8 protein-coding genes are annotated in these 26839 nt (G+C 40.1%); 4 read left to right on the top strand and 4 right to left on the bottom strand.

What is annotated here, in order from left to right; all coding sequences use genetic code 11:
* Positions 1-11: 11 nt before the first annotated feature.
* From Q360_RS22720 to Q360_RS0107455, 3 genes are all read right to left on the bottom strand, one after another.
* A complete protein-coding gene (locus Q360_RS22720; protein ID WP_036195406.1) occupies positions 12-14618 on the bottom strand; it encodes a T9SS type B sorting domain-containing protein in 14607 nt (4868 codons plus the stop codon).
* A 1083-nt stretch (positions 14619-15701) separates the two neighbouring features.
* A complete protein-coding gene (locus Q360_RS0107460; protein WP_027076531.1) occupies positions 15702-17780 on the bottom strand; it encodes a PorP/SprF family type IX secretion system membrane protein in 2079 nt (692 codons plus the stop codon).
* Between the two features lie 7 nt (positions 17781-17787).
* Positions 17788-20034 (bottom strand): T9SS type B sorting domain-containing protein, encoded by a 2247-nt coding sequence (locus Q360_RS0107455; RefSeq protein ID WP_051554625.1) that lies wholly within the window; start codon positions 20032-20034, stop codon positions 17788-17790.
* Positions 20035-20257: 223 nt separating this feature from the next.
* Between Q360_RS0107455 and Q360_RS0107450 the strand changes: the two genes are divergently transcribed.
* A complete protein-coding gene (locus Q360_RS0107450) occupies positions 20258-21946 on the top strand; it encodes a glutamine--tRNA ligase/YqeY domain fusion protein (protein WP_027076529.1) in 1689 nt (562 codons plus the stop codon).
* Between the two features lie 275 nt (positions 21947-22221).
* Here the strand turns inward: Q360_RS0107450 and Q360_RS0107445 are convergent, their stop codons facing one another.
* A complete protein-coding gene (locus Q360_RS0107445; RefSeq protein WP_027076528.1) occupies positions 22222-23151 on the bottom strand; it encodes an SPFH domain-containing protein in 930 nt (309 codons plus the stop codon).
* Between the two features lie 239 nt (positions 23152-23390).
* Between Q360_RS0107445 and Q360_RS24590 the strand changes: the two genes are divergently transcribed.
* The 3 genes from Q360_RS24590 (at position 23391) to rlmF (ending at position 26799) form a co-directional block, all read left to right on the top strand.
* Complete coding sequence (locus Q360_RS24590) at positions 23391-24674, top strand: DUF6090 family protein (RefSeq protein WP_156950045.1); 1284 nt, start codon at positions 23391-23393, stop codon at positions 24672-24674.
* Positions 24675-24893: 219 nt separating this feature from the next.
* Positions 24894-25856, top strand: coding sequence for a tRNA dihydrouridine synthase (locus Q360_RS0107435; protein ID WP_027076527.1), 963 nt, complete (start codon positions 24894-24896; stop codon positions 25854-25856).
* A complete protein-coding gene (gene rlmF / locus Q360_RS0107430; protein ID WP_027076526.1) occupies positions 25846-26799 on the top strand; it encodes a 23S rRNA (adenine(1618)-N(6))-methyltransferase RlmF in 954 nt (317 codons plus the stop codon). The genes Q360_RS0107435 and rlmF overlap by 11 nt, the downstream gene beginning before the upstream one ends.
* Positions 26800-26839: the final 40 nt, after the last annotated feature.

Here is a 26839-nt window from a genome sequence, read left to right as displayed (position 1 = left end):
TAGGTTAAGCATTATCTATATAATGTGAAATGTCCTATTAATTCTCTATTGTCTTCAACACCGTTGAGCCTCACTGCATACCAATAATCACCAGTAGGTAGCTCGGACTCTTTGTATAAACCGTCCCAACCTAAATCATTTGCACTCATTCGGTGTACCTCCCTACCATAACGATCAAATATTATGATTAGTATTTCAGGAAAGATTTCCATGTTTCTAGGTATCCAAAAATCATTTTGACCTGTCCCGTCCGGGGTAAAGAAGTTGGGGAATTCTACGTCTATAAATTCCACAAAAATACTCGCTTGCACTTCACAACCATTTTCATCGACCACGGTAACTAGATAAGTATCCGTTCTATAGATGGTAAATACGTTCTCTTCTCCCATTTCTCTGTCTTCTAAATAATACGTGTAACCAGGTCTACCACCAAGCACATTCGCAGTTATTTGATTGATACCGGGCTGTTCCAATATTAAGGTCAATGGGTCAAAAGCTTCTATTTCAAACTCAAAAGTCTGCACACAACCATTAGAATGCGCCATGGCAATATAGTGTGTGCCCGGAGCCGTGTTTCTAAAATCAGGATTCAACTGCATCTCCGCTGAATCTGTAGAGTCCAAAGCGTACAACACCTCTCCTAATACTGTTTGGTCCTCTAGAGTAATGTTCACATAGTTATCAGGTGTATCCCCATCACAATCGTAAACAGGCGTTATGGTTGCATTTAAGTTTACTCCTGGAGTAATATCAATAACAACATTGGTATCACAGCCGTTCGCGTCCCTAACAAATACTAGGTAATTACCTCCTGCTAATCCAGAGAACGCTACTCGGTCTTGTACAAAATCTGCAGCAGCATTCGAGTTTAAACTTGTGCTATAAGGAGCAACCCCTCCTCCAATATTTAAGGTTATGGTACCATCGGCACTTCCCGCACATACCTCTGGGGTAGGTGTTGCGGTAACCATAAGCAATGAAGGTTCGGTAATTGTATACAATAATTGTTCAAAACAACCATTCGCATCCTGCGCTATTACCGTATAATCACCTGGGCTTAAATCCGTAAACGTATTTACGCTATCAAATTGATTCAAATTAGGTGAAATAGCATACTGATATCCTCCTGCACCACCACTCAAGGTAACTGTGACGCTGCCATTATTTTCGCCAAAACAAGAGATGTTTACGATATCTTCTACATAGCTTAAGGGAACAGGTTCAATAATAACTGCTTCCACAGGAGCTACGGTACAATCTTCACTTGTTACCGCTACATAATAAGTGCCTGCTGCTAATCCATTAAACACGCCTTGCGTTTGTGGCCCCACAATTCTTGATGCTACACTCAAAGAGCTATCTGTATATAAGGCATATTCATAGTTGCCCAATCCCCCGTCTGCGGATACTACAATACCAGCCGTACTGTCGCCTGCACAATTTACAAAAGCGGCAGCAGCATCAACGGTTAAAGTCAATTGCATAATAGGGTCTTCTGTAATCTGGTTGGACATAATAGAAGAACAATTAAAAGCGTCTCTAACAAAGTATCTGTATGTACCTGCGGAAATATTACTGAATACATGCGTATTTGGACCGTTCAATAAATTCATTGACAAGAATGTAATTCCGTCTTCGCTGTAACTATAAGGGCCTGTTCCTCCTACTGCCCTGAGTTCTAGTTCTGCCAGATTCGTGCATGTAAGTTCCCCTGTCCTAAACAGTTGGGCGAATACTTCCGTCGGCTGTATAATTTGAACTCTTAGGGTCTCTACACTACATCCAAGGTCATCCAAAACAGTAATGCTATAGTAGCCAGCTCCTAGGTTGTTAAATATGTCCAAAGCTTGCCTTGGCGTTGTTTGCAACGGAACTGCAGCACTCATATCCGAATACACATTCAATTGATACTGATATGTTGCAACAGCAGTTCTTGGTGCTACAGTAGCGGTAACAGATGCCGTATCATCTCCAAAGCAAGAAAGTGTCGTTGCAGCTATGGTTGCAATAATATCATCTGGCCGTACCAAAGTGATAGCAGCAGTTTCTGTACAGCTAAAGGCATCCGTAATTGTAAACGTATAGTCTCCAGCAGCAAGATCACTGAAAACGTAGGCCGATACATTAACCTGTGTTCCGGATTGCCCCGTTGTTGCATTGTTCCAAGCTATGTTGTAAGGCGCCTCTCCACCCGTTGGAATAACGGATATACTACCTTGGTCATTAGCACAACTAACGCCCAACACTTCAACCGGAGTAAGGGCTATTGGTGCATCTGGTGCCAAGACGGTAATCACATTAGAGTTTTCAACACAAAAAGGAGCCTGTGTTTGGGTTATTCTAACATAATAAACACCTCCTGGTAAATTTGTAATCGGAGGTAAGGCACTTGCTGTATCACCATTACCAAACAGACCAGCAACGAGAGTATTCGTGTTATCAAAGACCTGATAGCCATACGTGCCAGCATAGTTGGTTATGCCTACACTAAAGCTTCCGTCGTCCACACCATTATTCAAACATTCCTCATCAGTTAATTTTGTGGCAACAATCTGCATCTCCTCAGGAGCGTCGATTGTATGAACTGTATCAATAATACAATTCGTATCCAAATTGGTAATGGTGACACTATAGTTTCCGGCACCTAGCCCTGTAAATAATCCAGTGGCGTTAGTGGATGTGTATATAACGTTGATTCCATTCAACATATATTCCAAATTAGGTGCAGCGCTTGATGGATTTACAGTTATTCCTACTTGTATCTGCGAATCGTTTCCTGGGTTACAGGTTAGCTCTAACAAGGTGGTTACCGTTGGATCGGAAATTTCAATAAATGGGTCGATATTTTCCGTTACAACGGGACTTGCACAACCATTGTCGTCAAATGCGGTAATTTCATATGCACCACCAGCATAGTTAGTTTCTATATAATTACTGTTTGCCCCGTTTTGAACAGTAACACCTGTTGTGGTATTTACAAACAGATATCTTACAAAATTATTAGAGCCCCCGGATAAACTTAATAAATCAACAGAAATACTTGCCGTATTGGCATTGTTACCCACAGTACATGCAAATTGTTCGGTTGTTATGGTAAAGTTTGAAATCACGTTAGGTTCGGTTATGACTTGGGTTATATCCCTTGTACAACCGTTCGGAGACGCCACTCTTATCGTGTATGTTATCCCTGCAACCGTTGCTTCCAAACCGGTGAATACTGCCATAGCATTTGTATTACTTGAAGCTACAACTGGGAATACAGCAGTACTTCCAGGACCTGATATAATGGTAAAGGTATAGGGGCCAATTCCGTTATCGGGACTGGCATTTACACTTATAGTTCCGTCATCGGCACCATTACAAGTTGCATCGGTAAAAGTATCAATGCTTATGTTGGGCAAAACGCTGTCTTCCAATCGTTGTGTTACGGTTGTACTACAGGTATGACCGGTTGCGATATCCGTAACCGTGAATACATAATCCCCGACCATAGTTAGGTTAGTAAACGTGGCCGATGCCATTGCTAGAACAGCTGGCTGAGGTGTTGATGCGTCAGGGAAGGTCACTGTGTAATCAAAAGTGCCCGAACCTCCGCTCTGCGTAATCCTAATCTCTCCACCAGAATTACAATCGATAGTTTTAATAATATCCGCTCTTGGTGCAATAACATCATATAATATTATTGCTGTTGTTGTTACGGAACAAGCTAATTGATCGGTAATCCTAACGTCATAAGAGCCAGCACCCAATCCTGAGAAAATTGTCGTTGGCTGAGGCGCTCCAAACACACTTCCATTTAGCAAAAGTTGAAAGGTATAATTACTGCCCTGACCTCCTGTTACGCTGATAACTTCAATTTCTCCAGAGAAATCCGTACAATTCCCTTGGTTGACTCGTAGGTCTGCCGCAATTGGTTCCAGATTACTTAAAGTCACATCCGGTAATCTTTGCATACAATCATTCTGGTCTTTAATCCAAACTTGATAATCCGTTCCAGGTGTTGCAACACCGGAAAGACCTGTAAACCTTGGGTTGGTCACAAAACTTCCTGCTAGTGGTGCAGGATCCGTACCCGGAGCCACAAAATAAGTAAATGTTCCCCAACCGCCCTGAACATCAATGATTTCGATTACGCCATCATTAAGCGCACAAGTGATAGGTTCAACCTGCGTGTTTCCTGTTATTGGACCGTTAGGGCCAGCGACAGTAAAGAAATCGGTTATAGTACAGTTAGGATTACTGTCTTGAACAATATCTACCCTGTACTCACCCTCTCCAAGTGCAAAAGGAGTTGTTGGGCCAACGTTCGCAGAGGTGCCGTTAGCGCTGACGATGATAATATCATCCCCTATAGCAGCTGTACCTTGCGAATTATATATTTGCCAAGAGAAACCACCTGTATAAGACGTAATTGAATCATTTATCGTAAAGCTCACAGAACCGTCGGTTCCGTCACAAACCACATTTTCTACCGTTGACGTAACCTCAAAATTATTGGGTTGACCAACCGTATGTGAAAGAGATACTACACAATTGGTATTTATATTTCTAACTTCAAAAGTATGGGTGCCCGCAGGTAATCCTGTAAATACATTTGATGGTCCAAAAGCACTTGGTAATAGCCTAAACTCATAATTAGCAAGTCCGGCTGGTGTAGTGGAATCAGTTAATGTACCGAAAGCATTTATCGTAATATTTTCTCCCGCGATACAGGAAATAACCTGGTCAACTGTAACCGTTGCTGGCAATTGCTCATCAAACGGAGCAATAGTTGCAGCTGCAGTGCCTTGGCAACCGTTATCATCAAAAACCACGATAGTATAATTACCTCCTACAGTATTGATTTCGATATAGGTGTCGTTAGAACCATCTTGTAGCGGTGTTACCAAATCCAAGTTGTTGAAGAATTGGTAGCGCACAAAGGTATTTGAACCACCAGTTACGCTTTGCACCGAAATACTGGCGTTGTTAGCGTTGTTCCCAACAGTACACCCAAATTCTATTGACGCATTCATAGTAACCGCTATGGCGGCAGGTTCCGCTATTACGATAGGAGCACTTGTAGTGCTGCATGCGTTTGCAGCATCTGCAGTAATGGTTACTATATAACCTACCCCTGCAGTAGCTACAAGACCTGTAAAAGTTGCACTCGTATTTGCAGTGCTTGTTGGGCTTATACTTGTCGGTGCTCCGTCTAAAGAAGTAATTTCAAAGGTATAAGGCCCTATGGCATTATCTACGGCAGATATAGTAATCGTACCGTCAGAATACCCGATACACGAGACAGGAGTTGAGTTAATAATATCAACCAAGGGTTCCAATCTGGCAGGAACCTCAACTGTAAAGCTCCTCGCTGGGCAAGTTGGTCTGTTATTATCATAAACCAATACCGTATATGTTCCAGCTACTGCCGTTGACCAATCTTCTGTATTTCCAGGAGATGGCAAAACAGTTCTTAGCTGATCATTTATTCCAGGTCCGTCTATTTCATAATCATACAAGCCCGAGCCATCTGTAGCTGAAATACTGATTATAGCATCTGGAGTAATAGTACAGTCGAGAGTTTTCGTTATGATAGCACTTGCCTGTAAGGTCGGATAGATTTCCGCCGAATCTGCCGCTGTACATCCATTCGCATCTATTATGGAAATAACATAGGCGCCTACTGGAACGTTATTAAAAACACCGCCGTTATCAACGTAATTTATTCCGCCATTGATAGAATATAAGTAAGTTCCAGTTCCTCCACTAGCGTTTACCGTTATCCCGAATGGAGTGGCACAGTTTGTAGTTACACTGGTAACCGTAGGGCTCTGTGAAATATCCATGGAAATGGTATGTGACGGTAAAGTTGTCACGGGACAATTATACTGGTCGGCAATTTCTACAAGCACGTTAAAAGGTGTTGCAGTTGCATCTACCAAATGGCCAATAGGAACTTCTATAGGATTTGCTGTTGTAACAATATTGGAACTAAAGTTTAGACTGCTTAGGGTATAGGTATATGTTCCTCCTCCCCCTTGCGGATTCTGGATTTCAATTAATCCCGGATTTGCACATGTAATATGAGCCAATACACTTGGTGTAAATGTTATAGGATTCAATTGTTCCAAACGTATATTTTCACTTCCAATAATACAATTATTGGGAGCGCCGCTACTTATTTCAACAAAGTAATCTCCTTCGCTTAGAGTGGCTGGTGCTGGCACCACAAATGAATCCCCAGATATAAAGCCGGTTTCTGTGCCGGAAGAAACCAATACAGGAGGTCCTATAGGCCCAACATCGTCTAATCTATAAAAATCCCAACTAAAAGAACCTCCAAGTTCCCCAGGGTTTGTTTCTGTGACGGTATAGGTAATCTGACCATTCGTAACACCATCACAGGTAGGAGTTACATCTGCACTAATTTGTACTGGTGGTGGGGCCAGCATATTTACGTTTTGAGAACTCTGTCTTACACAAGGACTAGAATCTCGAACGTAAAAAACGTATGTTCTCCCTGGAACTAATCCGGTAAATATATAACGGCCCTCCCCTACTGGAACAGTATTACCCGCAGGATCAAGTGCTCCTCCAGGTTGCCAAGTTGCAGTAGCTGGATTAAAGTTAACTGGGTCCTCGGTATAGGTGTATTCATAGGGTCCAAATCCTTCCGTACCTTGAACCGTAACCTGAAGATCATTACAGTCTACAATAATGGCCGAAATACTAATATCCAAATCATCCAAAGGATAAGGAATGGTATAGCGCAAAAGATCTGTTCTACAGAGTTGAACTGCACCAGACACCGTTCTAATGGAAGGTTCCACTTCTGTACCAGAAGCAAAAGCAGCACCGATAAACGTATCACTAGTCTGCCAATTTGCACCACCATCCGCACTAAATTCTAGGGCACCTAAGGTCATCGGATAATTAATAAATCTAAACCCATACATGTTCGGGTCAGGGTCGCAGTTTACAGGAGCTATTCCTTCAATATCTGCCGTAAGCTCATCTGGATTAACAATGGTTATTGGTGTTTGGGTAACATCACAGCCATTAGCGTCCGTAATTATAGTAGTATAATTTCCTACGGGAAGATTAAAATAGTTCTGTACGGTAGCGACTACATTCGTGCTCGTTTGGTTAGCTGCGCCACCATTATCCAAATCGATAAGTTCAATAGTGTAAGGACTATCGCCTGAGGTAATATTCACTGCAATACTGCCTGTGCCATTATAACACTGCGGATCTGCTGGTGTTGCCGTATAGGCTAGTGCAACTGCTGGAGCTACTGTTTCGGTAACCATAAATGTACAATGTGGATCTACCCCATTATTGTCCCAAACATAAACATCATAATCCCCCTCATTCCCGGCGGTAACTGTAAAGGTATTGGAAGCGCCAAAGTCTGTAAACACTGGTACATTACCGGTTGGCATGAACGCATAAACGAAATTACCGTCGCCTCCCATTGCAGTTACAGTAAGACTACCATCAACACAACTTATATTTACTACATCAACTGTTGCATTCAGGTTAGGGTTTAAAAAAACTGTTTGTGTATTTGACACTAATGGACATCCAAACTGATCTCTAACTTCGATAGTATAAGTGCCATTGGATAAATCTTCGAAGGTATAGGTAGTCGCAGTTGTTGGGGTTGGAGCTCTCCAAGGACCACCATCTAAGCTAAACTGATACCCGCTATTTCCAGCGGTAACATTAACGACAATAGAACCGTCATTATTTCCGGTGTAACAAGCAGTAGGCGTTGTATCAAAAACAATAAGCTCAGGTCCTGTTACTATAATGGCAGCATCGATAACATCTTCGCAATTATTAGTGTCCCTAACTCGAACTACATAGCTCTCACCAACGCTACTTGCGGGAACATTAGTGAAAATATGAGAGTTTTGATAGGTTCTTTCTACTGAAATAATGCTATTGTAAGGTGCCGAAAGGTCTGCATCATCACAAATTTCTAATTGATATTGATATGTTGGTGTACCTCCGGTTGTACTAGCGGTAATCGTAGCACCTGTATTATTACATGTGAATTGCGTTGTTATGGCAGCGTTAACCTGAACTGCAGCTGGCTCCGTTAAAACTTGACTAAGCGGAATGGTACATGATGTAGGCTCGTTCACATCCTGAACAACTATATTATGTGTTTGTGCATTAAGCGCGGTAATTGTTTGGATAGAAGTAAAAGGACCAACAAAGGCACTGCCATTTACATTATATTGAAAACCTCCTGCTCCATAATTAGCGGCATCAATAGTGATACTACCTGTACTGTCTCCATTACAATCTAGGTTGTCAAAAGCTGTAATAGACGCTTCAAAAGCATTGCCATCTTGTATGGATACCGAGGTGTCCACAAAACAGTCTGGGCTATACTCAACCCTCAACGTTTGTATGCCAACGGCTATATTGTCAAACATATTGGCCGCTACTCCTGGACCTTGGGTGGTTCCGTTCAATGTATATATAAACGTATTGTCGAAAGGTGTAATTGTCACATTTCCTGTTCCATCACAATTATATGCCACCGAGTAATCTACCATTGGAGCAATAGGTAAGGCGTCGATTACAACAGCTGCTAATGTAATTACACAACCTGTCGCGCTAGCGTCCCGAACATGTATAATATACGTCCCATCGGATACATCTGTAAAAGTATGTCCTCCTGTAGTACTCACAGTCCATGAACCACCGTTAATACGGTATTGATAATTTCCAGAACCACCTATTGTTGGTGTAATGCTGCCGACCGTTATCTGTCCCAGCTGGATACAGGTATAGTCTTGTGTTTGTAAGGCTTCTGCTACTAGTTCGTCTGGCTGATCAACAACTATAGCTGTTACAACAGATTCACATAAGTTAGCATCCCTTATACGTACTTGGTATGTTCCTTCAATTAAGTTGGGGAAATTTGTTCCAGTACTATAACTTACACCATTGTCTATGCTGTACATAAAAGGTGCTTGTCCACCGGAATCCATTACAACCGAAATAGCACCATCGGCACCTCCAAAACAACTGACATCTATTGGGGTTGGGGTAAAGTTTATAGGAGCATCCTGTGTAATGGTCAGTGGGAAACTACCTGAACAGTAGCCAGTATTGCCAGTATTGTCCCTTACATAGACATCATAATTTCCGGCCACAAAACCAATTACTGGATTCGTCGTGTTAAAATCAGTATCCAAAGGCGTAGCTCCACTTGCAACAATAGCAAAGGTATAATTACCATCACCACCATTGGCTATAATCGTAACGTCCGAATCCGTATCACAAGCAGAGATATTCGGCGCCGTTGCGGCTAGCGTCAAAGCCGGGTTGATTACTACCGTTTGTGTAGCCAAGGTCAATGGACACCCATTTTGGTCTCTTACATCTATATCATACGAACCACTAGAAAGGTTTTGAAAGACATATGTAGTAGCAGCTACTGGCGTAGGTGTTAGCCATGGTCCTGCATTTATTCTAAACTGATAGCCCCCATTTCCGTTGGTAACATCTACCTGAATGGTCGCATTGTTGGTGCCGTCATAGCAAACTGTTGGAGTCGTTGTAAATTCAACCGGGTTTAAAGGAGCAACGGCCAAATCAGTGTCCGCTTCGCAGCTATTAAGGTCTCTGGTGCGTATAGTGTAATCTCCTTCGGATAATCCAGAAAATATTCTATTATTTCCGTTGTTCAGAAAATCAAAGCTTCCTATTACATTCCCGACACCATCTTCTAATTGATACACATATCCTGGTGATCCTCCGCTTGCCGCAGCGGTAATGGTAGCGCCATTCGTACAGGTAAGCTCTGTTGTAGTATTTGCTGTTGCCACCAAAGGAACCGGCTCAGTAATACCTCTAGTAATCGAAATTGTACATGTGATTTCATTGGCTTTCCTTAGTAGTATCGTTTGTGTTCCAGCTCCAAAAACTGGACCTGTGGTTACAGGCGAAGTTGTTGAGCCAATCCAATTAGTGCCGCTATCTACAGAATATTCAAATCCCGAAACGGTATCAAAGTTTTCAACTTGGAATGTTATTGTTCCATCCGTTAATCCATTACAGGATACGTTTGTAGTATTTTGTACTTGTCCACCAAAAGTTTGACCTGGCGAAACAGTTACCGGAGTTTCAACAAATAATTCACATACCTCAGGAGCCTGAAATATTTGAATATCATCTAAAGCAAGATCGTTACCGTTATTTCCGATTTTCTCAGTTCTAATAACAAAATCAAGCGTAGTATTCGCTCCAGGATCAAAATCGGTTGTAAACAAAACCCAATCATCTGGTCCTGTATTTTTTGCAATATCACCTGTTCTAATTGATTGGATTACAGTACCGCCACCATCCACAATTTCAATAGTCAAATCGGGATCTAAAATTGTACTAGAAGAAATAACAAGATTAAAAATATGTAGTGATATACGCAATGGCCTGTTAGGAATAATATCATTAATAGGTTTTGTATAAATGATTTGCCCTGGGCTAGGCGTACCCACATTAATTACTAAAAACCTTCCATTAAGGTCGGATGGATTCGTATGGTCATTAGGGCTAATCCAAGCGCCAAATGGTGCGACGATTTCATTAGTTACGCTATATTGAAAGTCATTAATATTCCGGTTTGTATCTCCCCCGCCCGCGGTACTCGTAGTTTGGTCTTCATAAGCATACCCTCTAGTATCTGGGCTAGGTATCGTACCGTTACCTACGCCAAAATCCTCAGAAAGGAGTAAACTTGGTGTGGGCGGTGTTTGAGAAGTATAATATGTGGTTACCGTGTAGGTTCCAGGAGCAACATTGTTGAATACATTACTTTCAGGGTCTGGAGCGTTTGGCACACCATCCAGTTCGTACCTATAATCATACCCAGCAATACTTGGTGAAGCGGTAATGGTTCCACTACCGTCACAATTATAATCTACTTCCGGTGTCAATGCTACATCTGGAGGTGCGGGTAGTCCTTCTACGGTTACGTTCATAGGAAAAGAACAAAAAGCGTCTCTGACTAAAACCGTATAGTCTCCTGGGGCTAATAATTCGGTTGATGAAGCTCCCCAAGTACTACCGCCATCAAAACTGAATTCGTAAGGTGCTGTACCTCCAACAACATTAGTTACACGAACTTCAGCACCGTTAGGGTCACATGTAGCGTCTCTTACAACACCTGCGGACGCACTAAGAGGGAAGGGTTCGGTTAAATCGTAAGGCAAAGTAACATCACAACCACTACTATCCAAAACTCGCAATTCGTATGGGCCTGCCGTAAGGCCTACAAAACTAGATGTCGGTTGATAAGTTGTTCCGTTATCTATACTGTATTGATAAGGTGCAATACCTCCTAATACATTGATTGTTAATTGTCCATTAGCATCTCCACTACAAGCGGGCTGAACTTCATCTACAGAGTCGATAGTCATCAAACCTACATCGTTAATCGTAGTTGGGTTAGATATGGCATAGCAATTGTTAGCATCTAATATTACAAAAACATAGGTGCCTTCTTCCCCAGGGAAGTATTCGTCGACAGTGTCGTTGTCCGTGTCCCTCCAGCCAAAAGTAAATACGTTCTCATTTTGATAAGCATTTGGGTCAACATTATCAACAATCTCTTGTTCCGTCGCCGAGCCTCCCGGGTCATGTAATAACACACCATCTTTACTCCATATTGCATATTGAAAATCTGGGCTGCCTTGACCTCCTGTTCTAGTAAGTTCTATCGTCCCAGAGCTACAGCCAATGTCCGCAATAGTTAATGCGGACAAGGTTGGATCTGGAATTCTATTTACACGAACAGACTTGACATCTAAACAATCATCTTCTGTTCTCGTGATAACAAAATAATCACCTGCATTTACGGTAAACGTATAGGTATTTACTGGTTGTGCCGTTTCGGAATCTATAAGTGTACCTCCTGGGTGTACAGGGTAATAATCTGGACTTCCAGCACTCGGTGTTGGTGTTCCATCATCCGCTCGTAACTCATAACTGTAATTTGGAAAAACATCCAGTGCGTCTATTTGAATAGTACCTTGATTGTTACAATTAGCATCTGTAGTTGTAATGTACACTTGGACGTCCCTATCTAAAACACCTATTTCTGGAGTACTGAAAATACAGGCGTCATCTATAGGCTGGCCTGTGGCATTATCTAGCTGTGTTACCTCAACTCTATATGCACCGTTGGATGTAAAGTTAAAAACTGGTCCATTATTGGCGCTAAAAGGCACTTCAATGGTATTGGTCGCTACATCTATCAACTGAAAACCGTAACCACTTCCAATATTGGTGACCGTTATGTTTCCATCTGAATCACAAACGACGTCCCTACTCGTATATTGAATGTCTAGTGTGTTCTGAAAAACATTAAAATAAAATCTGTTAAAACATCCGTTTTGATAGGTGACAACTAGTCTATACTTGCCTTCAGCGTTAGCAGAAAAAGAATTGCCCGTGCTTACTTCGTTCCAAATGCAGGTAAGATTTTTGTTTGCGCAATCATCACCGGCAGAAGTGCAGCTATCCTCATCTAATTGTTCCCATACAATACTTTGCGCATCTATAATATTTACCTGCAACAGTTGCGCATCGGTAATACCACAAAGAAAAATCTTAGGTAACAGATCACCATCAACAGAACAGCTTACGATTTCACCTTGTATGTCATTGGTAGGGTCCGCATCAGAATTTGAACTATTAAAAAAATCAATAATCGGGTTTACATCAGAATCTCCAAAGCGCTCCACATCAATAATCTCCTTAAAGCCTTTACAAGGATCAGCAACTATTTTGTCTACGATATAGGTGCCCGGGGTTGTAACCAATAAAGTGCTAGCATCGTTATCAGAATCGCCGTCGTTTAAGACAGTGTCTGTAGCATCCAATTCTCCATTATTATTGTCGTCTCGTACCCAAACATAAGTGTCAAAATTATCTCCAGCATCCAAAAGGGCATTATCCCCGCATAACAATATAGTTCTCCTAAAATTACAATCCGATAAATCGTCCAATAAGAAGTTGGTAGCGCCAGGAGTCACAAAACCACAGGTATCAAAATCGGTTACACTAGGGTCATCCGTTATTTGATTACTATTTTCAATGCCTTGATAGGTAGAATATGCAACATTTTGAATAAGATCGGTGCAGGCATCTATAAAATCGTAACAATTTTCGGCTACCCTAACCCGCATCCGTATGGTCGCAACCGGACTTGTAACCGTAACTAGATTGTTTGGGATAGTGAAAAGTACAGTTCTCGTCGCTGAATCGTATACAGGCGGGTCTACTCCAGAAGGCAGTACCATATTAGCTTCATCCAAGGTTACGTTTATGGGTAAAACATCTCGTATGGTATAGTTGTCTGCATCATCGTTTCCTATGTTTTCAAAGGAAAGTACATAATCTAGATTTTGTCCTAGGTTAACACCTAAACCTGTAATGTCATTACCCGCAATATCCTCAACCCTTTTTTCTAGAACGATTTCAGGCTCAATAATTTCAATATTAAAGGAGTTGAAAAAAGGAAAATACTGATCTCCTGTAGAAGTAAATCTGAAGGTAGCCGCAGTCTCATTATTGGGAATCGTATTGGTTGGCAGGTTTAAAAGGTCGGTGTCATAGCCCAGTGTATTTACGCTAGATGGGTTGCGCCCAAGTAGTGGCGTTCCGTTCAACGTAATGTTACTATTAAAAAAATTGTCAACCGGATTTAGACCGTTTCGAATCCTGTAAAAAGAACCTCCAGAATTTAATGCAGCCCTAATCGCCATTTCATCTCCCGTAATTCTATTGTCTCCCTCTAGGGCGGCGGCTCCTATGTTAGCCCTAACTGGTCCTGAAGGTATCGTGGTAAAACCAGTGTAATCAATATCGAGTATTGGGTTTTGATTTCTAACCCTTGCAAAACCGTCATAAGTAGTGATTAGTTTCCCCGTCAATGTTGGGTTTTCATAAACAATAACTAAAGTCCATCCACCAGAAACCCCTCCTGGCACATAACCTTGAGATACTCTTATGTTCCCTACAGTATAGGTGCCCGATGGGTCCGCCAACGCTGTCACCTCTGCCGTGACATCTGCATAACATGCATAAGGACTGTTGCCACTCATTGATGCATCTGCACTCACACCACCATCATAAAGAACCTCATCAGCATTTACATCAATATAAGCTCCTCCTGGAACCCTAAACTTAACCTGGTCAAAATCTGTAGACCGTGTTCCATCCTCATTACTTACGTAGGTAGCGGACCAATAGAGGGCAGCATAGCGTATTATGTTACAATCCGGCTGGCCAAAAGTAAAATCTGCGGAACTGGAGTTGAAGGTATCTATATCCGTGTCTATATCTATATATCTAATATCAAACCAATCATTGTAGGTAGAGCTACTCCCGGTTTCGTTGTAGGGGTCTTCCGGCTCTGTATCTGTGGTGCCACCATCTCTGTTAACAATGTCGTTAGCAATGAAGGTTAAGTCACCTTTTATGTTGGTTTGGTACCGAAAATTATCCCCAGAGGGATAGGTTCTTGTAAAGGATGTGAATTCCTGTGAAAACCCAGCCAACGTACCTAAAAAAAGGATAATGATTAAAACAGCTCTAGGTATAAATTTATTCATTTTGATCAAATCAAAAATTATTTGTCTACTATTGAATTTTTATTTCAGTGCTTTTCTTTAATAGCTTTTTACTTATGGTATCCTAACAGATATAATTTCAAATTGAAATAAAAGCCTCCAACTACAAATATTGATTTTAGTAAATCCCTGTAAAAATTATTGTTGTAGCGAACGGTTTTTATGTTGTGAAATACTGATTTGTCATAGTATGTTAAACAAAAAACATAGGTTTTTATATGAGTTAGCAGTTGTCTGAGCGCTAACTGAAAACTAAAAAAGCCCCTGTTTGATGTCTTTGACACTGCTAATTACAGAGAAAACAATAGTTTTCTAAAAGGAAATTTGAGCTTTTGGAAATATTAATTAGAGAAATCTTACGAACCTTGTTTTGCAACAGATAGTTTTCAACCAACTGATAATCTGAATATGCGTTGCTATAAAAACTTTAGCTTTTGACCCACTTAAGCTATCGGAATAGATTGGTATGTCTTGTTGTTTTATTAGCAAAAAATAGGTGCCAGTTGATGATTATAAGCAAGAATTTAAAAAGCATCAAAAACCTATTTATTTAGCCTACTACTTCGAGACCTAATGTGAATTTATTTTAAACGACGTTGTTGAAATTTGTTAGAAAATTTCTAAGCGTACTTTTATGCTTTTTGGAAATAAGGTAATTAGGCATTGTTTTAATCGAAGGATGTCGAAAAGCTTTAATGCTTCAAAGGTTGCAAATATGGTTTATTTTCAATGGAAAATCAAACTAACATTACAACTTGAAATAGTGAAATAAAGACAAAAGGTTAACTAACTATAACGTGCTAAGCAATTTTAAAATAAGGCCGTATCATTCAAATAAAATAATTTCGACTAGTTTATTAGGCCTAAAATAAAAACAGGTGCTTTTTGAAAGCATCTTTTATTATGTTTTTATCGGCTTATCCACATTTATTATAACAGCTTATTAATGGTAGTATTTAAATTAAAAAGTTGATTTGCTATGTGTCATCAACATCCTATTGTTATCATCCGCTCGTAACAAAATGTTTCGGTTTTAAGCAAAGATTAAATAGTTGCCATTATTCCCTAGGCCATCTGGTCTGAGCTAACGCGCATAATCCACATCTTGTCATCGTAGGCATCGTTCAACTTAGAGTAATAAGATATCAATGCATTGCTCCAGTCATCGTGACGTTTTAAATATACATACCGATAGTTATTTTTTGGATTTATAAAATAGCTTGCACTAAGGCCAATAGAATTTAACAGGGCTACAAAACGATTCGCGTTTCGAGGCACCGCAAAGACATTGGCGATGAGGTAATAACCGGAACCAAGACCTTTTAGTTTGGAGCTATCGTCTTCTGCTCTGTTGGCAACAACCTTATCTTTAACGATTACATTTTTACGTAAGACATCTGTGTCGTACTTAGAAGATTTCTCCTTTAGCTTATTAACGTTATCCGCATACGCTTCATTAGTATATCTATTATCGACATTCATAATCCAAGTAGGACCTTTGTACCTTCCATTGAGATTGCCCTTCGCGGCAGCTTCAGCCTGCTCAAAAGTGTCAAACCTATTCAAGTACACATATTTAAGCCCATTGTTTGGATTATCTATATAATCCGGATTTAGACCAGTCTCGCTAAGCTTATTCAAAAAGCTGTCCATGTACCGTACTCCTTTGTACACATTGGCAACCACATAATACCCATCGGTAACTTCGGGTAAATCCTTAAATCGTCTGCTTTTAATCTTATCTTGAACAATTGATACCCTTGTTTGGGTATCTGAATTGGAAAGCGATGTATATTGGGCACGTTTAGTTGCAACAATACTTACAGGCTTAGTTTTATTCGGTTCTGTTCCTACAGCCTCATTTCCGCCATCCATACTAGTATTGCTATTATTGGAGGGCTTGATTGAAGCTACGTCTAATGATTTATCTTCTCCCTTAAATAGCGCTTCTGCCCTACGCTCCAATTCTGGATTGTTTCCATTAGTTTCATTACGTACCATACGCATCACCATACTAAACCGACGCTCCAAATCTGAGTGGCGCGAGGATTCAAGTGAATCCTGACGAAACATCAATTCTTGAATGATGGCATCGTTCTCCACCAATTTTCGTTTTAGCTCCTCAACCTCCTCATTACTGGCTAGAGTATTCGCATCCAATTCAAAATCGTTTTCTACATTATCCATATCCTCATCTTCAAATAACACCCTATCCGCTGTAAGATTGGGTGTAAAAGAATATGCAACAGATATTTCATGGGTGACCCCAAAATTATCAAAATTACTGGAAAGACCCTTTTCCATTGTATAGCCTAAAGATATCCGCCTGTTTAAGTTAAAACCAACCCCAGCAGCAGCACCATAAAAACTATCGTACCCAGCTTGTAACCATCCTAATTTAGGTAGGTCTAAGATTAAGCTTCCACCTAAGGTAAGGTCTTCCTCACCTAATTTTCTGGCGCGTGCCAAAGGCATAAGTCTACCCTCCTCTAGCATTCCTGATGCATTTTTAAACTGATGAGTATATTGTATGTGTCCCGAAAAAGTCTTGTCTTTAAACTCCGTAACAGATTCACTCGTTTTTAGATTATAGTCAAATAAGTTTTCCGCAAACACACCTACATCAAACTTACCATAAGACAAGTTTAAACCCGGTTGAATAGACAATAAGCTCTGGTCTTGTAAACCAGCTAACAAGGGGTCTATTTCTATTGTACTCGCTCTCCCTTCGTCAAAACCACTATTATAGTATGACATGTTTGCCCCAAAGGTTAAGTTACTTTTATCGTTTAACTTCACCCCATATGCGTAATTGGCCAATACTCCAAAGTTGCTCAATAGACCCTGACGTTGGGTGTATAAACTTAAGCCCAAACCAGTTCTGTCGTTTACACGACCACTATAACTCAAAAAGTAGTTTTGGTTATTGTCATCAAACTGTACCGATTGGTTTCTGTGTAAAAGGTTGATGTATGACTTATCTTCCCTAACTGTTGAGAAGGTAGGGTTAATCAAAAACCTATTGTATTTTAAAAGGTTCTGTGCTGGCACATCGTAAGAGATAAAAGGATTCTCCTCCTGTGCGTTTACTTTTGTAAGCGCAAGAAGTAATAAAAACAGATATAAAAGACGTTTCTTTAGCATGATAAGGTTATCGTATTACGGTGATAGTACCTTGTTTAAGTACCTCGTTGGGATTCCTAATTTTATAGTAGAATACCATATTTTGTTTTTGAAAAGACGTAGAAGACTGCGGCCAGTTGTTGTTATAATTAGATTCGTTTAGGATTTCTGCCCCTTGTTCGTTATAAATTATAACGTTTATATCCGCTTTATTTGAGTACACGTTTGGAATAATCCACTGGTCGTTGATGCCATCTCCATTAACGGTAATTACATTCGGTACTTTAAACGTATCTAAAACACTTACCGTAACCTGCCTTACCACCTCACAATTGTCAATGCTCGCTACTAATGTATACGTACCGGGCTTCGTAAACGTAACACTGTCCGACGTACTCATTTCAACATTGGAGACATTAATCCATCTATAGGCTGTTCCCCCACTAGCCCTAACTGTTCTAGACGTTCCTTCTGGTATTACTACATCACCTACAGGGTCTAAAGTAATCAGGTTTTCGTCTAAAGGAGCAATGGTAATCTCATTTGAAATTAAAGGACAACCGTCTCGTTGCAATACCAAACGGTATGTGCCTGGTGCGCTAATGGTTAATGTTTCTTGCGTTACAGCAATTGCTACTCCATCTTTTTGCCACTCATAACTGGCAGAAATTAAATCGGCCGTTGTGCTTACAGTAACTGTATCACCCACACTACAATATATAGTACTCGTACTTGTAATCGTCACCGTTTCACTAGTGAGTAATTGCACCGGTAAGGTATTGGAACTCTCGTTATACGATGCCAATGTTGCTATTAGAAGATAATCTCCATTCTCTGTATTAGAAACAAGGCTTATAGATTTACCGCTTTGCCCGGCAACATCAGCCCCATTCCACTGCCACTGGTATGTAAAGGCATCGACTAAATCTGCAGTTACATCTGTACTGGTTCCATCAGCTGCAATAGCATTAATTGTTTGTACTTGTAACACCATATTGGTTCTTACGCAGCTTGTGTAGGCCGAAGCATAATTCGTTATTAGTTCGAATGAAGCTGGCGATACGGCAACCGTTGTTTCGGAATTCTTTGAAGAACTGACACAAGCCCCTCCCGATTGTGTTACTTCTGCATAATAATCACCTTCTTGAGTGATTGTTAAGGTGCTATTTGTTTCTCCCGCAATTTCAATTGTATTACGAAACCATTTGTACGTAGGGGCGTTTGCCGTAGTACTCACCGTCAATGTTTGTGTTTGCGAAGGTAGTATCACCACATTTGCAGGGGTGTCCCTAGTTACAGTATAGTTGTCCGCATTGGTTATGCTAATCGCATCTGAGCGCTCAGTACATACTCCTGGAGCAGATATCTCAACAGCATAATCAGCTTCAAAACCTGCCGTAGCTGCATTAACAGTATAGGTTGTTCCTATCGCTCCAGGAATAACCACATCGTTTTTATACCACTGGTAGCTCCAAGATGAATCAGTAATAGCGATTGCTAAGGTTTCTGTGTCACCTGCACATAATGCCGTATTGGAAGGTGAAGAAATTGTTATTCCAGAACCGCCAGCACCTATAGTAACATCAACAATATTAGAATCACTATTACCGGATCCTGTGCAGATAGGACCATAATCTATAAATACACTATACATTCCACTTTGAGTAACGTTAAGTGTGGGACCTATTTCACCCGCCAATAAGGTTCCGCTTCTGTACCATGAATACTGATATGTTTCAGGACTGGTTATGTTATCTACCTGCAAGGTTATAGGGTTTGTGCTACAAATACTTCCTGGTGGCACTCCATCTCCTGCTTCACTAATGTTTAGGTTAGAGGTTACATCCATATAATACATGTTGTAGGCATCAGATTCCGTTCCGATTCTAACCGGATTGGTGCTACGAACTCTCATTCTATAACCCTGCCCCCTAGTAGTAAGCGGTACTGCAAAGCTTACGTCAAAATCATTATTTGAATTTTTATTGGTAATAGTAGAAAGTGTTGTTGGCGCGGCAAAATTACCAGCAGCATCAGATAGTTCTAAAATAAACTCGTTGCCAGTATTGGTTGTTCCCGCCCAAGAAATATTTACAAAGTATTCGTTAAAACCTCCATTACCGGCACAAATAGCTGGCCAAGGAGAATTTCCAGCCAAGTTTGGATTATCAGCAGGTGCAGGAGCGTTTACTACAATAGCTTGAGCGCTGAGCTGCACAATTGCACAAAGTAATAAAAGCGTGGTTAGGATGTAAATTTTGGAATAATTTTTCATAATAATCTGTAGTTTTGGGCCCCTACTCGTTTATGAACATCGAAGGCATATCTTCACAAACCTTCTATTCAACGACAAATATGTTCCTTTTAGCGTGTTTGTGGAATTTATTGTTGTAGCACTCCCTAAAACTGTTGTGAAAATGGTTCAATATAAGGTCAGTCTATTTTAAACGTGGTGGTTACCGCAATTTTGTTATTTTTGTAGCCTGAAAAAATAGCATATGAGCGAGACACCAAAGTCTTTGAATTTTATCGAACAAATCATAGCCGAAGATCTTCAAAATGGATATGCAGAAAAGGACCTTCGTTTTCGGTTTCCACCCGAACCGAACGGGTATCTCCACATTGGGCATGCCAGCTCCATTTGCCTAAATTTTGGACTAGGGCTGCGCCATAACGCGCCCGTAAACTTGCGTTTTGATGATACTAACCCAACCAAAGAGGAACAGGAGTTTGTAGATGCTATAAAACGTGATGTAATCTGGTTAGGCTACAAGTGGGATACCGAACGGTATGCGTCTGATTACTTCCAACAACTATTCGATTGGGCTGTCATATTAATTAAAGACGGTAAAGCCTATGTTGATGACCAATCCTCCGAAGAAATGGCCATCCAAAAAGGTACACCGACAGAACCCGGCACCGAAAGTCCAAATAGAAATAAATCTGTAGCTGAAAATCTTGTGCTTTTTGAATCCATGAAAAAAGGGGAGTTTACGGAAGGTAGTCACGTACTTCGCGCCAAAATAGATATGACTTCCTCTAATATGTTAATGCGCGACCCTATCATGTATCGCATTTTACACAAGGCCCACCACAGAACAAGTACCGATTGGTGTATTTACCCTATGTATGACTGGACCCATGGGGAAAGTGACTACATAGAACAAGTATCACACTCGTTTTGCACACTTGAATTTGCCATGCACCGAGAATTGTACGATTGGTTTTTAGATATGGTCTACGATTCAAAAAAAGTACGTCCCAAACAACGAGAATTTGCTAGGCGTAACTTAAGCCATACCGTTGTAAGTAAAAGGAAGCTGGCACAACTTGTAGAACATACTATCGTAAACGGATGGGATGATCCCCGCATGCCTACTATCTCCGGACTTAGAAGAAGGGGGTACACCCCAGAAAGTATTCGCAACTTTGCAGATACCATAGGTATTGCCAAGCGGGATAACTTAATAGATGTGTCCCTATTGGAATTTCATGTTCGAGAACACCTTAACAAAGTAGCACCGCGGGTAATGGGCGTTTTAGACCCCTTAAAAATAGTGTTGACCAATTATCCCGAAGGTCAAGAAGAATGGTTGACTTCAGAAAACAGCCAAGAAGATGAAACTTTGGGAAGTAGAGAAGTACCTTTTTCAAGAGAACTCTATATAGAAAGTGCCGACTTCAGAGAGGAAGCAAACAAAAAGTTTTTTCGTCTTAAATTGGGACGAGAAGTTAGGCTTAAAAGTGGATACATTATAAAAGCAGAGAGCTGCACGAAAGATGCTGATGGCACTATTATAGAAGTACAGTGTACCTATGACCCAAAAAGCAAGAGCGGTAGCGGTAGCGAGGAAAGTCTTAGAAAAGTTAAAGGCACCTTGCATTGGGTATCTATCAAACATGCCGTATCCGCAGAAATAAGATTATACGACCGCTTGTTTACAGATGAAAGTCCGGATACGCGCAAAGACAAAGGTTTTATGGATTTTATCAATCCCGATTCTCTTGAGGTAATCACCGGTTATGTAGAACCAAGTTTAAAATCGGCAATACCAGAAGACACCTTCCAATTTCAACGTATGGGTTATTTCTGCGTAGACAAAGACAGTACAGAGAACCAATTGGTATTTAACAGAACCGTGGGTCTCCGTGACTCTTGGGCAAAAATCCAAGAGAAAAATTCATAACGAATCGTATCAAAAATATCATTTTATACGAAAAAAGTGCGCTATAGTGTTATAAATACCCGTTTGTTTAGTTTACTTAAAACAAGTCTTCTACAGCTGTTTTATTGCGAGCTAAACCAATTTAAACCTATTAGTATATTTGTCTTCTCGAGAAGCAATTACTCTGTATTTCATGCAATGTTCGCGTAATACAACTTTATTGGTGATTGTTTAAAATCATAAAAAAGCCCGAGATACAAGATGTATTTCGGGCTTCTGGGTCCTTATTCTTAGTACTACTTTTTCGGCTTGTCAATAGTGGTTTTTTTCATAGATTCCCCTATCATATTACTTGCGGTAAAGGAAGCGACCATATTATTCAACATATCACTTCCCGCTTGTGGAGAGTTGGGCAATAAAATAAGATTGGTGTTTGTTGCTTCTCCAATAGACTGTAAGGTATCATAATGCTGTGTCACCACAATCAGAGCAGAAGCTTCTTGGGAATTAATCCCCACCTTATTCAGCACTTCAACAGATTCTTCCAGTCCGCGTGCAATTTCGCGACGCTGATCGGCAATACCCATTCCTTGCAAACGCTTGCTTTCCGCTTCAGCCTTTGCTTTTTCTACGATAAGAATACGCGCTGCATCCCCTTCAAACTGCGCGGCAATTTTTTCTCGTTCCGATGCGTTAATCCTATTCATCGCCTGCTTAACCTGAGCGTCCGGATCAATATCGGTTACCAAGGTCTTTATAATATCAAAGCCGTAACCGGACATTGCATCGTTCAGCTCTGCTTTTACAGCTAGTGCGACATCGTCCTTCTTAACAAAAACATCATCCAACCTCATCTTAGGTACTTCGGCACGTACGACATCAAATACATAGGATGTAATTTGGTCCTGAGGGAAGTCTAGTTGATAAAAAGCATCGTACACCTTTTCCCGGATAACCTTATACTGTACAGAAACTTTAATCCTGACGAATACGTCGTCCAAGGTCTTCGTTTCGATCATAACATCCAGTTGTTGAATCTTAAGGCTCAATCTGCCGGCAATTCGCTGCACAAAAGGAATCTTAAATTGTAGGCCAGATTGCCTAACACTGCTAAACTTACCAAAAGTTTCTATAATTGCGGCTGATTTTTGCTTTACGGTAAAGACACCTGAAATAATGACAAAAACAACAAATATTATAATTGGTATAAAAAAGAAATCTCCCATAATTTTATTATTTTAAGGTTTATAGCAAAATACAAAAGCTTACGCCAAGTTGGTTGGGTTTTTAAACCTTTTGTTGAAAATATGTACTGTAATGCTATATGAGAAGCAATTCACAACTACAAAAACATAAGACAGTTATCGTTTTTTTTTGCTTTTGCCCAAATAGCGTATTTTAGTAGGTAAAGACGACACTTGTACCAGTAAGTACAGTGTGCATATTCCAATCAAAAAACGTACAAATGATTAACTTCTTCAGAAGAATTCGCAAGAACATGTTGGCACAAAATAAGTTTGCCAAATACCTAACCTATGCCCTTGGAGAAATATTCCTCGTAGTCATTGGAATTCTTATCGCGCTTCAAATCAATAATTGGAATGAAGAAAAAATTCAAGAGCAGGATTTAAATGACATCTTACACAGTGTTGCAAACGGAGTGCAATCGGACCTAAGAGAATTAAACTTAGTTTCTGCGGCTAGAATAAACATTAAAATAAAGTCAGATTCGATTTTCAATACGTATAGCCAGCCAGATAAGCAAACATTAAATATTGAAGAAGCTTCCTATATTCACTTAGCATTTCAAAATATTTTAAACACCGTTCATTTAAACACTAATTTAAGTGCCTTTGAATCTTTAAAAAGTTCCATGTATTTCAGCAAGATTCAAGGTACAGACTTAGCATTATTATTAAGCACATACTATAGCTCTGCTGATAAACTTAGAAATCTTGAAGATGTACATAATCAATCTTTAAAAAATCTTGAACAAGGCTGGCAGTCTCATTTTAGAAATAAAGGCGAAGTCCTTTTTATGCAATATTGGGAGGCGGGCGATTTCGCTATTGCCGGTCCTCTTTTTTTAGCAGTTTTAAGGGATCAGCATACCGTTAATATATTTGAGAAAGGTTATAACGAAGGGAACGCCATACAAATTTATAGAGATCAAATCTTGATGGGAAAGAAGCTTGTGGAGATGATACGTGACTCAAAAAGTGTTTTTGACCAACAAACTAAACTTGAATTAAGCGGAATATTATTCTCTATTGGAGATGCCGATATCGTGAGTGTACTCATTAATGGGGGTTCGCCTATTGGTTTTGACATAAAATATGCAGCATCAAACGTCTTTAATAAACATTTTTCAAGTGAAAAGGATTATTTAACCATACAATATCCTCCAAACACTTACGATTGGGGGTCATTATATTTTTCAGTAGATGCACTTGACGGAAGAGTTAATGAAATGGACTTTTCTCCATATACAAAAATGGTTATTGAGATGAGAGGTGAAGCTGGCGGTGAGGTATTTGAAATAGCTATGAAAGATGTTAGCGACCCGCCTGATGGTACTGAATCAAGAGTTAAAATACAACTTACTGAACACTGGAAGTTATATGAAATTGAAACTAAACAATTCGTGACCGCCGACATGAATAGAATAATGGTTCCGCTAGCCTTCGTTTTTGAGGACTCTAAAGGTTTAAAAATAAATGTCCGGTCCATCCAATTTAAAAAAGACTAGTTTCAATGAATTACCAGAGGCAAACAATAGTAATGCCCCCATCAAAACCCTATGAGCTAACGTAATCTCACCACCTTTATAAAAGTTTTTGTTTTACACTCCAGAAGAATTCACCCTTGTTTAAGTGAAAATAGTCATAGGTTTGTCTTGGGCAACTATTACTTCAGCAAACCATCATCACGTATTATTCCATTATCTTTATTCCTTCAAAACCTATTAATGAACTACTCCTTACTGTCCTCGCCATTGCAAGGCTTTACAGATTATATTTTTCGTAATGCGCAACAGAAATTTTTTGGAGGAATAGACACCTATTATGCGCCTTACATACGGTATAACAGAAAGATGGTTATAAAGGGATCGTACCAGCGAGACTTAAATCCTGAAGCAAACAACACACTTACTGTAATCCCACAAGTAATGACAGCGGATGCTGATGCCTTCATATATACCATAAAGTATATTCAATCTTTAGGATACAACGAACTTAACTGGAATTTGGGTTGTCCTTATCCCATGGTTACCAATAGCGGCATGGGTTCTGGCCTTATTTCTAATACTGAAAAGATAAATCATATTCTAGACCGAGCACATAGCGAAACGGATGTCACCATATCCATGAAAATGCGCCTCGGGTATGAAAATAGTAATGAAATATTAGATGCTTTTCCAATACTGGATAAGTACCCACTTAAAAATGTTGCCATTCATGCGCGGCTTGGAAGGCAATTATATAAAGGTAGCGTAAATCTAGAAGCTTTTCAAAAATGTGTGGATGCCGCCAAGCACACCTTGTACTACAATGGTGATATTACCACAGTAGCACAGTTTAATGCCATGCGAGAACGATTCCCCTCTATAGCACATTTTATGATTGGGCGTGGTCTTATCGCGGATCCATTTCTCCCCAGTATGATAAAGGAGGGAACTACGAACTATCCTGCGGACCGATGGGAAATTTTTAGAGAATTTCATGATACCATTTACGAACAGTATGACGCTATACTCTGCGGACCAACCCCTATTAAGATGAAAATGTTGGGGTTTTGGGAGTTCTTCTCTCAATCCACACACAATCCCCAGAAAGTCTATAAAGCCATTAAAAAAGCGGGTAATCCGTACAAATACAAGCAAGCAGTAGGGGCTATTCTTGCTACTCAAAAACAACATCATGCCTCCTGAAAAAAAAGAACAGCTCAACCCAAGGCTTCATTTGCGAAACAGAAACAGGGACCGTTATGATTTAAAAGCATTAATAATTGCTGTCCCTGAACTGGAAAAGCATGTAAGCCCCAATTCGTTTGGAGTAATTTCAATTGACTTTTCAAACCCTATTGCAGTAAAGCTTCTAAACAAGGCACTCCTAAACCATTATTACGGCCTTATGAAATGGGAATTTCCAGATGAAAATTTATGCCCTCCAATACCAGGCAGAGCAGATTACATTCATCATATAGCAGACTTGTTAAGCGAGGACTATAACAAGATACCCATCGGTAATAAAATCACCGGCCTCGACATTGGCGTAGGGGCAAGTTGTATTTATCCGATTATCGGCGTTACGGAATATGGTTGGCGTTTTATTGGGACAGATATTGACGCAGAATCAATTGCATCGGCTCGACATATTAGCAACGCAAATGAATCATTAAAGGGCAAGGTTGACTATAGATTACAGAAAGACCCAATACATATTTTTGAAGGCGTACTTAACAAAGAAGATAAAATTGATATCACCTTGTGCAACCCTCCTTTTCATGCTTCTATGGAAGAGGCTCAAAAAGGAACCAGAAGGAAAATAAAAAACCTATCAGGTAAAAAAGTGAAAAAGCCTGCACTCAATTTTGCAGGAGTTAATACTGAGCTTGTCTATGACGGTGGAGAATATCAATTTATTCAGAACATGATAAGAGATAGTGTACAGTTCTCTAAAAGCTGCTTTTGGTTTTCAACTTTAGTCTCTAAAGAATCTCATCTTAAAGGAATTTATAAATTATTAAAAACCGCTGATGCAACAGTATTCAAAACAATTTCCACAGGAACGGGTAATAAATCTAGCCGTATTGTGGCGTGGACCTTTCTTTCTAAAAAAGAACAAGCCACATGGCGTGAAAAAAGATGGTAGATATAAATAACGTAAAGCGAGCTCTAATAACCCCTTTTCA

This window comes from Maribacter antarcticus DSM 21422 (assembly GCF_000621125.1).
GTDB classification, from domain to species: domain Bacteria; phylum Bacteroidota; class Bacteroidia; order Flavobacteriales; family Flavobacteriaceae; genus Maribacter; species Maribacter antarcticus.
Note: the sequence above shows the minus strand (reverse complement) of the source record. Positions and strands in the feature narration are given on the sequence as shown.

Bases quoted from the DNA above. Each gene is read 5' to 3' on its own strand.
- Q360_RS0107435 (WP_027076527.1), top strand. From the start codon at position 24,894: ATGAACTACTCCTTACTGTCCTCGCCATTGCAAGGCTTTACAGATTAT.
- Q360_RS0107450 (WP_027076529.1), top strand. From the start codon at position 20,258: ATGAGCGAGACACCAAAGTCTTTGAATTTTATCGAACAAATCATAGCC.
- Q360_RS0107455 (WP_051554625.1), bottom strand. From the start codon at position 20,034: ATGAAAAATTATTCCAAAATTTACATCCTAACCACGCTTTTATTACTT.
- Q360_RS22720 (WP_036195406.1), bottom strand. From the start codon at position 14,618: ATGAATAAATTTATACCTAGAGCTGTTTTAATCATTATCCTTTTTTTA.
- Q360_RS0107445 (WP_027076528.1), bottom strand. From the start codon at position 23,151: ATGGGAGATTTCTTTTTTATACCAATTATAATATTTGTTGTTTTTGTC.
- rlmF (WP_027076526.1), top strand. From the start codon at position 25,846: ATGCCTCCTGAAAAAAAAGAACAGCTCAACCCAAGGCTTCATTTGCGA.
- Q360_RS24590 (WP_156950045.1), top strand. From the start codon at position 23,391: ATGATTAACTTCTTCAGAAGAATTCGCAAGAACATGTTGGCACAAAAT.
- Q360_RS0107460 (WP_027076531.1), bottom strand. From the start codon at position 17,780: ATGCTAAAGAAACGTCTTTTATATCTGTTTTTATTACTTCTTGCGCTT.